11 protein-coding genes and 1 pseudogene are annotated in these 9,877 nt (G+C 68.4%); 6 read left to right on the top strand and 6 right to left on the bottom strand.

Going from position 1 to position 9,877, the window contains the following annotated elements; genetic code table 11:
- On the top strand, nt 1-99 hold a 99-nt coding region (locus tag VJ655_RS04625), incomplete at its 5' end, for a helix-turn-helix domain-containing protein (RefSeq protein ID WP_324109894.1).
- On the opposite strand, the gene VJ655_RS04620 is transcribed toward VJ655_RS04625, so the two are convergent.
- From VJ655_RS04620 to thiE, 3 genes are all read right to left on the bottom strand, one after another.
- Nucleotides 96-893, bottom strand: coding sequence for an inositol monophosphatase family protein (locus VJ655_RS04620; RefSeq protein ID WP_324109893.1), 798 nt, complete (start codon nt 891-893; stop codon nt 96-98). The two genes, VJ655_RS04625 and VJ655_RS04620, sit on opposite strands and share 4 nt — an antisense overlap.
- A 245-nt stretch (nt 894-1,138) precedes the next feature.
- A complete protein-coding gene (locus VJ655_RS04615) occupies nt 1,139-1,546 on the bottom strand; it encodes a hypothetical protein (protein WP_324109892.1) in 408 nt (135 codons plus the stop codon).
- Nucleotides 1,547-1,632: 86 nt separating this feature from the next.
- Entirely contained in the window at nt 1,633-2,277 is a 645-nt protein-coding gene (thiE, locus tag VJ655_RS04610; protein ID WP_324109891.1) for a thiamine phosphate synthase, read from the bottom strand.
- Nucleotides 2,278-2,510: 233 nt separating this feature from the next.
- Here thiE and VJ655_RS04605 point away from each other — a divergent pair, with 233 nt between their 5' ends.
- Together VJ655_RS04605 and bfr are read left to right on the top strand one after the other, a co-directional pair.
- Entirely contained in the window at nt 2,511-2,696 is a 186-nt protein-coding gene (locus tag VJ655_RS04605; protein ID WP_324109890.1) for a (2Fe-2S)-binding protein, read from the top strand.
- A 114-nt stretch (nt 2,697-2,810) separates the two neighbouring features.
- A complete protein-coding gene (gene bfr, locus VJ655_RS04600) occupies nt 2,811-3,293 on the top strand; it encodes a bacterioferritin (protein ID WP_324109889.1) in 483 nt (160 codons plus the stop codon).
- A 23-nt stretch (nt 3,294-3,316) separates the two neighbouring features.
- Here bfr and VJ655_RS04595 read toward each other — a convergent pair whose 3' ends face one another.
- Nucleotides 3,317-5,116 (bottom strand): methyl-accepting chemotaxis protein, encoded by a 1,800-nt coding sequence (locus VJ655_RS04595; RefSeq protein ID WP_324109888.1) that lies wholly within the window; start codon nt 5,114-5,116, stop codon nt 3,317-3,319.
- Nucleotides 5,117-5,448: 332 nt separating this feature from the next.
- Here VJ655_RS04595 and VJ655_RS04590 point away from each other — a divergent pair, with 332 nt between their 5' ends.
- Nucleotides 5,449-6,024: a tryptophan-rich sensory protein gene (locus tag VJ655_RS04590; RefSeq protein ID WP_324109887.1), complete on the top strand. Its 576-nt coding sequence runs from the start codon at nt 5,449-5,451 to the stop codon at nt 6,022-6,024.
- Between the two features lie 25 nt (nt 6,025-6,049).
- Here the strand turns inward: VJ655_RS04590 and VJ655_RS04585 are convergent, their stop codons facing one another.
- Together VJ655_RS04585 and VJ655_RS04580 are read right to left on the bottom strand one after the other, a co-directional pair.
- Nucleotides 6,050-7,501, bottom strand: coding sequence for a carotenoid oxygenase family protein (locus VJ655_RS04585; protein ID WP_324109886.1), 1,452 nt, complete (start codon nt 7,499-7,501; stop codon nt 6,050-6,052).
- Nucleotides 7,502-7,598: 97 nt separating this feature from the next.
- The gene (locus VJ655_RS04580) at nt 7,599-8,936 is read right to left on the bottom strand and encodes a sorbosone dehydrogenase family protein (RefSeq protein ID WP_324109885.1); all 1,338 of its coding nucleotides are present in this window, start codon (nt 8,934-8,936) and stop codon (nt 7,599-7,601) included.
- Nucleotides 8,937-9,009: 73 nt separating this feature from the next.
- Here VJ655_RS04580 and VJ655_RS04575 point away from each other — a divergent pair, with 73 nt between their 5' ends.
- Nucleotides 9,010-9,651 carry an arylesterase gene (locus tag VJ655_RS04575; RefSeq protein WP_324109884.1) on the top strand — a complete coding sequence of 214 codons (642 nt, stop codon included), beginning with the start codon at nt 9,010-9,012 and terminating at the stop codon, nt 9,649-9,651.
- A gap of 17 nt (nt 9,652-9,668) precedes the next feature.
- A pseudogene (locus tag VJ655_RS04570) lies at nt 9,669-9,764 on the top strand (hypothetical protein); the annotation flags it as partial.
- Nucleotides 9,765-9,877: the final 113 nt, after the last annotated feature.

Here is a 9,877-nt window from a genome sequence, read left to right as displayed (position 1 = left end):
TTCGAGACGCTCGAGAAGATTTGCGAGTATTTGGATTGCGAGCCCGGCGACATTCTTCGGATCGATCGCCGGGCCTCGGTGGAAGGGGTTGGCTCCTAAGCCGCCCGCAGGCGCTCCAGGATCTGCGGGTGCAGGTCCTGGTTGCTGGCCAGGATCGACTTGCCGGCGATCACGTCGTGGTCGTTCTCGTCGATCGTGCTGACCTTGCCGCCCGATTCCTGGATCATCAGCACGCCCGCCGCCACGTCCCAGGCCTGGACGTTGCGCTCCCAATAGGCGTCGAAGCGGCCGGCGGCGACCCAGGCCAGGTCCAGGGCGGCCGAGCCGAAGCGGCGCACGCCGGCGACCTTCTGGCTGACCTGGTGCAGCTCCTTCAGGAACTGGCCGTGGCCCGGCTTGCCGGCGAACGGGATGCCGGTGGCCAGGATGGTCTCGTCGAGATGACGGCGGGCGGCGACGCGCAGGCGCTTTTCGGCGCCCAGGAACGCGCCCTTGCCCTTTTCGACCCAGAACAGGTCGTTGCTGATCGGGTTGTAGGTGACGCCGGCGACGATCTCGCCCTCGCGCTGCAGGGCGATGTTGACCGCGAAGTGCGGGATGGCGTGCAGGAAGTTGGTGGTGCCGTCCAGCGGGTCGACGATCCAGGTGTGGGTCTTGTCGGTGCCCTCGATCATGCCCCGCTCCTCGCCCAGGAACGAATAGCCCGGGCGGGCCTTGGTCAGGATCTCGAACAGGGTCTGTTCGGCCTTGAGGTCGGCGTTGGAGACGAAGTCGGCCGCGCCCTTCTTGGAGACCTGCAATTCCGTGACTTCGCCGAAGTCGCGAGCCAGGCCGCGGGCGGCCTTCCGGGCCGCGTCGATCATCACGTTCAGAAGGGCGGAAGGCGTGGCCACGGGCGGACTATCCTCAATGAAAGCCGTCGACGCCGGCCGGAAAGTCCGGCGGCGGAGCGGTAGGTCGACGGTGTGAAAGAACGGGCGCGGAACCTAGTCGTCCACAGGCGCGAAGGCAAGGTGGGCCTAAATGCGGCGATCTCCGCCAAGTGCGTGGCGAGTGGCGCCCATCTCTTTCCAAGGCCCAACCCACCTCCCGTCATTCCCGCCCTTGTGGCGGGAATGACGGAGCAGATTGAGCGACTTTACGGCAGGTCCAGCTTCGGCAGGGTGTCCTTGGTCTCGCAGAGCAGCTTGCCCGCCTTGCCGACGGCGCCCGAGATGTCCTCGATCTTGGCTTCCTTGCGCCAGCCCTTGGGCGGACCCTTGGTCCCGTCGAAGTCCATCCCGAGGTCCATCCACTTGTCGGCCGCGCAGTCCAGGGCGAACAGCAGGATCGGGCCCTTGCTGGCCGGCCAGTTCTTGTAGGGGCCGTTGGGCTTGCCCTCGGCGATGCGGGTGACGACCAGGCCGGTGGCCTGATCCACGCCGGTGAAATCCGCGTCGTAATAGGTCTTGGTCTCGCCCGGCGCGAGTTTCCAGGTCTCCGCGACCGCGGCCGTCGAGAAGGCCAGGGCCGGTAAGCTAAGCAAACACACTACGAGCCGCTTCATATCGAGCGCCCTCCCCAGTTCTTGTTCGCTGGAGACGACGCTAGGCCTGTGTGCGGCGCGTCACAAGACGGCGCGATTACCCGCTTCTACTTACGGGCCGCCAGACCTTCGGCGATGGCCGCGTTCAGCGCCGCGACCGCGGCGGCCGGACCTTCCGGATGGGCCCAGACGCCCGCCGAGACGGCGAGGAAGTCGGCGCCGGCCGTGGCCAGACCCGCGGCGTTGTCGGCGGTGATCCCGCCGATGGCTACGCATGGCGTCTCCATCGTCTCCTGCCAGATGGTCAGGATCTCGGGATCGGCCCTCGTCGGGGCGTCCTTGGTCGTGGTGGGGAAGAAGGCGCCGAACGCGACATAGTCGGCCCCCGCCTCGGCGGCCTCCATCGCCAGGTGGCGGCTGTCGTGGCAGGTGACCCCGACCATCCGCTGGCCCATCAGCTTGCGGGCTTCCTTGCAGGGCATGTCGTCCTGGCCGATGTGGACGCCGTCCACCGGCAGGCGGGCGGCCAGGTCGGGGCGATCGTTCAGGATCACCGCCACGTCGCGCGCCTGGGCGATCGGGCCCAGGACGTCGACGGCGGCGGCCACCACGTCGTCGGGCGCGCCCTTCAGGCGGATCTGCAGGGCGGCCACGTCACCGCCATCCAGGGCGTGGGCCAGGGTCCGGCCGAACGCGGCCAGGTCGGGCAGGGCGGGCGGGGTGATCAGGTAGAGGCGGCAGGCGGACGTCATGGGGTGGCTTTAGAGGAAATCCTCTCCCTGTGGGAGAGGTGTCGACCCGAAGGGGCGACGGAGAGGGGCTTAGTTCAGCGCGCCCACTTCCCCCTCCGGTCGCTTCGCGACCACCTTCCCCTCTGGGGGGATCCCCGCGACCCTAGGTCGCGATGAAGCGTAGTGAGAGTCAGTTGCAAAAGTCGATACGATCAGCTAGATGAGAATGAAACTCAGGTCGGTAGGGCGCTGCCTTGTACGTCTGCAACTGTAACGGCATCCGCGAGCGCCAGGTGCGCGCGGCCATCGACGACGGCGCCCAGCGCCCCGCCGACATCTTCCGCCACCAGGGCTGTCAGGCCCAGTGCGCCAAGTGCGTCTGCGAGATGCGGCAGATGATCCAGGAAAACCGCGAGGCCATGGCCTACGCGGCCGAATAGGCGGCGCGGCGCCCGCGACTTTCCGTGAGAGCGCGAGACAGTCGCGCATAATCCGGTTGAAGCCGCCTGCCGCATGCCCCAGGTTCGCCCGAAGACGAATCCCAGGAGGCCGTCATGCAGGGCGATCCCAGCATCATCCGACTGCTCAACGCGGTGCTCACCAACGAGCTGACGGCGGTCAACCAGTACTTCCTGCACGCGCGGATGTACGACAACTGGGGCTTCAAACGCCTCGGCAAGATCACCTACGACGAGTCGATCGGCGAGATGAAGCACGCCGACATGCTGATCAACCGCATCCTGTTCCTGGAAGGACTTCCGAACCTCCAGGACCTGCACAAGCTGAAGATCGGCGAAAACGTCCCCGAATGCCTGAACAGCGACCTCCAGGTCGAGTTGGGCGGACGCGAGACCCTGATCCCCGGCATCGTCCAGTGCGAGCAGGCCCGCGATTATGTCAGCCGCGAGCTGCTGCGCGAGATCCTCAGCGACACCGAGGAGCACATCGACTTCCTCGAGACCCAGCTGTCGCTGGTGAAGTCCCTGGGCGAGGCCAACTACCTGCAGTCGGCCATGGGCGAGCTGCCCTCTTCGTAGGGCGCGGGCTCCGCCAGCCGCCCCTAAGCCGCCTTCGCGGTCTGGGTTTCGAACTTCTCCACCAGCTCGCCCAGGCGCGAGGCCTCGCCCTTCAGCGAGTGGGCCGCGGCGGTGGTCTGTTCGACCATGGCGGCGTTCTGCTGGGTCATCTGGTCCATCTGGTTCACGGCGGTGTTGACGTGACCAAGGCCCAGCGCCTGCTCCTGGGCGGCGCTGGCGATCTCCGAAACCACGACCGAGATCTCGCCGACCCGTTCGATGATGCTGCCCAGCGCTGTCCCGGTGCGGTCCACCAGGGTGACGCCGACCTCGACCTTGTCGGTCGCCGCGCCGATCAGGGTCTTGATCTCCTTGGCCGCGTCGGCCGAGCGCTGGGCCAGGGCCCGCACTTCCTGGGCCACGACCGCGAAACCCTTGCCGCTGTCGCCGGCGCGCGCGGCCTCGACCCCGGCGTTCAGGGCCAGGAGGTTTGTCTGGAAGGCGATCTCGTCGATCACCCCGATGATCTGGCCGATCTGCGTCGAGGCGGTCTCGATCTCGCGGACGGCGGTGACGGCGTCACGCACCGAGATCTCGGTGGCGCGGGCCTCCTCGCGGGCGGCGTCGACCATGCCGTTGGCCCGGCCGGCGTTGTCGGCCGCCTGGCGCACGGCGCCGGTGATCTGGTTCAGGGCGGCGGCGGTCTCTTCCAGGCTGGCGGCCTGCTGCTCGGTGCGGCGCGACAGGTCGTCGGCGGCCTGGGCGATCTCGGCGGCGCCGACATGCACCCCGCGCGACGAGGCGCCGATGTCGCCCATGGTGGCGTTGAGGGTCTCGGCGGTGGCGTTGAAATCCTGGCGCAGGCGCTCGTAGTCCTCGGCGAAGGCGCGGGTCAGGCGAACCCCGACCTGGCCGGCGGCCAACTGGGCCAGACCATGAGCCAGGCCGTCCAGGGCCGCGCGGCGGCTCTCCTCGGCGAGGCGGCGCTCGTCCTCGGCGACCGCGCGGTCGCGTTCGGCGTCCAGGCGCGCCCGGTCCTCGCGCTCGCGCAGCGTCTGACGTTCCAGCAGGTTCTCGCGGAACACGGCGATAGCCTTGGCCATCTCGCCCAACTCGTTCGTGCGATCGGCGAACGGCACGGGGGCTTCGTAGTCGCCGCGCGCCAGGTCGGCCATGTAGGCGGTGATCCCTTCCAGGGGACGCACGATGGCGCGCCGCATGGCCCAGATCCCGCCGATGACCAGCGCGCCCAGCAGCAGGGTCAGACCGGCCATCAGGCCCAGGTCCCAGATCTGCTTGCGATGGGCGTTGGCCTCGACGGCGGCGTTGTCGGCGGCGATGAGGGGCGTGGCCTTGTCGATCTGGGCGCGATGGGCGGCGTAGGCGGTCTTGAGCTCGCCATAGGCGGCGTCGGCCCCGGACTGGTCGGCGACCGCCACGGCCGCCACCAGGCGGTCGGCCGCGTCCAGCATGCTCTTGGCGTGCCCGTCGGAGTCCGCCAGCAGGACCTGCTTCACCGCGGGATCCACGTCGGTCGTGCGCCAATAGGTGACGCGCGCCTCGTACTCGCCGCGCAGGCGCTTGAGCTCGCCGGCGGCCCACTGGGCGGACTCCGGAGTACGCGTGTAATAGGCCGTCTGAGCGTCGAGATAGGCTTCGATCACGTACATCGGCGGCGGCAGGATATCGGCGGTCAAGTCCTTGCCCGCGACGATCTGGCGGTAGAGCGGCCCGCCGATCCGCTGGTTGGCGATGGCGTTCCACGAGCCGGCGGTCAACAGAACAAGGCCGACCGCCAGGGCCGCGCCGAACAGGCTCATGGCCCCGGACAACTTCAGACGCATGGCGCCCCCACCCCTCGCGCGTGATACAGGTCCGGGAGAATCCTCCTCGGAAGTGAACCGCCTCTTAATCGTAAGCGGCGCCTTTACCCAATTATGGTGGTCGCCAGGGGTGATTTTTACGAAAAGCGCGGCCTTGACGGCAGATCGCCTGCAAGTGGAGTGGCGCGCCTGCGTTAAATTGTCGCAGGCTCGCGCTCTGGGCGAGGATCGTCGGCGACCGTTTTGAGGTGGCGCCGCGCCAGGATCACGCCATCATGGGCCTTGCCCGTCCGGGCTGGAACCAAGGCCCAGCTAGGGCTGTTTGACCTTGCGAGTTCAAGAGGAGTCCCGCCATGCACATCGCCCACGGAAAGTCGCGTGAACGCGCCCTGGCCGGCCGCGAGGCGTTCGAGCTGGAGCGGCGGGAGGGCCCCCATCCCGTGGCTCAGATCGCGCTGGGCGCGGCTCTGGCCGGCGGGGCGATCGTCGCGGCTCTGGCCATGGGTCGGCGGCACGAGAAGGTGCTGGACGACGAGATGTACGCCGTCGAGTTCGCCGAGATGCACGAGCCGGTCGCTCATCAACCCAAGCCCCTGACCAGCCTGATCCTGCCGCCGCTGTTCATCGCCATGACCCTGTCGGGCCTGCGGACCTGGAACGCCCCGTCCAGTCCCGCCCGCACCCGGGCCCTGACGATCTGGAGCCTGGTGCAGGGCTTCAACGCCCTGTGGCTGGGCCTGGGCGCCAAGCGCCTGGGCGGCCAACTGAGCGCGGCGACGGCCTCGCTGGCGGCCTCCGCCGCGTATGCGATCGAGGCGCGCAAGGTCGGCGGCGGCACCGCGCCCGATCTCGGCTGGGTCGGCCTGGCCAACGCCCTGACCACGCAGCTGTGGCGCAAGCCGATCCCGCGCGGCCCGACGGTCCACTAGGACCGAGGCCCCGCGAGCGCGGGGCCTAACCCCGCAGCATCTCCCGCCCCGCCCAGACGCTATGGGTGCCGCTGCTGATCTTGTGGGGCAGGGCCAGGCGGCAGACGATCTCGAAGCGCTTGGCGTCGATGATGGCGCATTCCGAGGTTCCGGCGTTCTCGTCGATCAGGAAGCTGATCAGATAGCCGTCGTCCTCGTCCTTGGCGCCGATCTTCGGGGCGAACGGCGCTTCGCTGGCGTAGTGGCCGTCGGGCAGGGCGATCGACCAGCTTTCGCCGGTTTCCAGGTCGTGCTTGACGAACCCGTTGAACAGGAACCAGCCCGGGCGCGTGGTCGTCGAATAGGCGTAGCGATAGGGTCGGCCGGCGTATTTCAGATTGAACATCCCGAACTCCAGGATGCGATCGTCCAGGTGCTTCTCGGTGGTCGCGCCGGTCTTCAGGTTGAAGCGCCAGCGATGCAGCTTGGGCCGGAAGCTGTGCTCGTCCAGATAGGCCATCAGGTGGCCGTGGCCGTCAGGAGCGTCCTCCAGCGGGCGCGGGATCGGGTTTTCCTGGAAGTAGCCGTCCAGCACCACCTCGTCGCCGTCCTCGTAGGCGTTCAGCCAATGCAGGACGTAGGTCGGCTCGGCCTCGAACCAGCGGGGCTCGCCGCCGTGGCGGGGGACGAGGGCGAAGCGGCTGGGCACGCCCTTGTGAAGGCGCACGGCGTGGATGCCGCGCGCCATCAGGTCCTGATCCCAGAACACCGGCAGGTCGTTGAGGATGGCGTATTTCGACGAGAAGGCCATGTCGTGCGGCAGGCGAGGACCGGGCAGGGGCACCGGCTGCAGCAGCGTCCGCTTCCCAGAGGCGTCGACCACGCCGTAGTGCATGTACGGCCAGGCCTTCGCGTAGTTGAAGAACAACAACTCTCCCGTGGCCTCGTCGACCTTGGGATGGGCCGACACCCCGTCCAGCGGCGCCCAGGCGGCGACGCCCAGTGTCTCCAGGGTCAGGGGATCCAGGCGATAGGCCTCGCCACACTGGTAGAAGGTGGCGATCGCCTCGCCGTTGTGGACGACGATGTCGGTGCTGGCGCTGTCCTTCAGGCCGCCGTGGGCGCCGAAGCCTGGGCGCTTGGAGGTTCCAGGACCGTCCATCAGCCCGCCCCAGAGGCTCTCGTTCACTTCCTGCTCAGCCTCGAAGCACCGTGTACGGACGAAGCGGTTGCGGTAGGCGGCCGCGCCGTCCTTGAATTCGATCTGGTGGATCATGCCGTCGCCGTCGAACGGGTGGTAGCGGCCCAGCGGGTCGTGGACGGGGTTCTCGGTGTTGCGCAGATAGACGCCGTCCAGGTCGACGGGGATCGCGCCCTCCAGCACCGTGAGGTCCCAGGCGTTGACCTCCTCGTGCAATGGCGTCCAAGGGCCGGTCATGTACGGGTGGTTGGTGGGCGACAGCGAGGTCCGCACCGGCGGCAGGCGTTCAAGTTTCATCGGTGGATCCTCCCAGGTTTTGAAGGAGCCTACGGCGAGTTAGTCTCGTTGTGCAAGTTTCCGTAAAGGAGCCTCTCTCTCTTCGTTGGGAGAGGGACTATTTCGCGCTGACCCGCCAGACCGCGTTCCCCACATCGTCCGCCACCAGCAGCGCGCCGGACGGATCGACCGTGACGCCCACGGGACGGCCCTGGGCCTTGCCCTTGGCGTCGAGGAAGCCGGTCAGGAAGTCCTCCGTCGGCCCCGCGGGCTTGCCGCCGCCGAAGGGCACGAAGATCACCTTGTAGCCAGCCTGCGGCTTTCGGTTCCACGAGCCGTGCTGACCCACGAACACTCCGCCCTTGTACCGAGCTGGAAACCCTCCCTCCTGATTTGGGGCGCCCTCGTAGAAGGTTAGGCCCAGCGAGGCGGTGTGCGCGCCCAGGGCGTAATCGGGAACGATGGCGCGCTCGACGAGGTCGGGGCGGCGGTCTCGGTCCTTGACCCGCTTGTCGACGTGGCGACCGTAATAGCTGTAGGGCCAGCCATAGAAGCCGCCCTCGCGCACCGAGGTCATGTAGTCGGGGACGAGATCGTTGCCGAGCTCGTCGCGTTCGTTGACGGCGGTCCACAGTTCGCCGTTGGCCGGGTTCCAGGACAGGCCGACGGGATTGCGCAGGCCCGAGGCGAAGACGCGCCTGGCGCCGGTGGCCAGGTCCACTTCGAGGATCGCCGCGCGGTCGGTTTCGTTCTCGATGCCGTTCTCCCCCACATTGCTGTTGGAGCCGACGGTCGCGTAGAGCTTCGAGCCGTCGCGGCTGGCGATGATGTTCTTGGTCCAGTGGTGATTGATCGGGCCGCCCGGCAGGTCGGTCACCTTGCGTGGGGCGGCGGTGATCTTCGTCTCGCCCGCCTGGTAGGGGAAGGCGACGATGGCGTCGGCGTTGGCGACGTAGAGCGTGTCGCCGACCAGGGCCATGCCGAACGGCGAATAGAGATTGGTCAGGAACGGCGTCTTCACCTCGGCCACACCGTCGTGGTCGGCGTCGCGCAGCAGGGTGATGCGGTTGGCGCTGGGCACGCCCGCGCCAGCCTTCTTCATCAGCATCTTCTCGAAGAAGCCCTTGATCCCGTGCGGCGGCTCCTTCTTCGGCGGGGCGTTGGTCTCGGCCACCAGCACGTCGCCGTTGGGCAGGACCAGCAGCCAGCGGGGATGGTCCAGGCCGGCGGCGAACCGCTGGACCTGGAAGCCGGCCGGAGCGCTGGGCGTCACGCCCGCGGGCCAGCCGACCACATCCGAAACCTTGACGGTGGGGATCAGGCTGTGACGCGGCTCGGGCAGGGTCGGATTTGGGCCATAGCCGACCGGCGGGGTTTGCGACTGGCTCTGGCCGCAGGCCGACAGCGCCGCGATGGCCCCGCCGACGATCAAGATTTCGCGAACTCGGCGGTTCATGGGCGCTTCTCCCTTCAGCCTGCGTTCAACGCGCATGATCTTAGTCTGTTCTGATCCTACTGACGGTTCGACCATGGTGAAGTCCTCTTTCCGCGTTCCTTGCCGAAGAGCCCTGCTGGGCGGTCTCGCCGCCCTGGCGGTCCCCGTCGCCGCGCGCGCCCAGCAGCCGCCGCCCCTGGTGACGGTGCTGGGGGACTCGATCACGGCCGGCCTTGGCCTCGCCGCCGACCTGGCCATGCCCGCGCGCCTGCAGGCGGCCCTGGACCGGATGGGCGTCCACTCGCGCGTCTATGGCTTCGGGGTGATGGGAGACACCAGCGCCGCGGGCCTCAGCCGCGTCGACCGCGCGCCGGTCGACACCAGGGTCTGCGTGGTGGCCTTGGGCGGCAACGACCTGTTGCAGGGGCTGGATCCGCGGACGACCCGGGCCAACCTGCGCGCCATCATCCTGCGGCTGAAGGCGCGCGGCGTTCGGGTCGTGCTGGCGGGCGTGAGGGCGCCGGCCCTGCTGGGCGTCGACTACGCTCGCCGCTTCACCCAGCTCTATCCGGAACTGGCCCGCGAGCTGGACGTCCTCTACGCGCCGGATTTCTTCACCGGCGTCATCGGCGTCTCGCGCTACATGCAGCGCGACGGCCTGCACCCCAACGCCGAGGGGGCCCGGATCATCGCCGAGCGCCTGGCGCCGGTCGTGGCGCGAGCGCTGCAGGGGTAGGGGAAGCCTATACACATCCGTCATTCCCGCCCTTGTGGCGGGAACCCTTCTATCGGCCGCAAGGGCGAGAGGGGCGGACCGCTGGCGGTCCGCTGGCGTCTCACGTGTCAGCCTAACCAGGGGTTCCCGCCACAAGGGCGGGAATGACGGATGTGTATAGGCTTCCCCTACCCCTGCAGCGCTCGCGCCACGACCGGCGCCAGGCGCTCGGCGATGATCCGGGCCC

The sequence above is a fragment of the Caulobacter sp. genome, assembly GCF_035254145.1.
Lineage (GTDB): Bacteria > Pseudomonadota > Alphaproteobacteria > Caulobacterales > Caulobacteraceae > Caulobacter.
The sequence above is the reverse complement of the archived record's forward strand: the minus strand, read 5'-3'. Positions and strand labels throughout refer to the sequence as shown.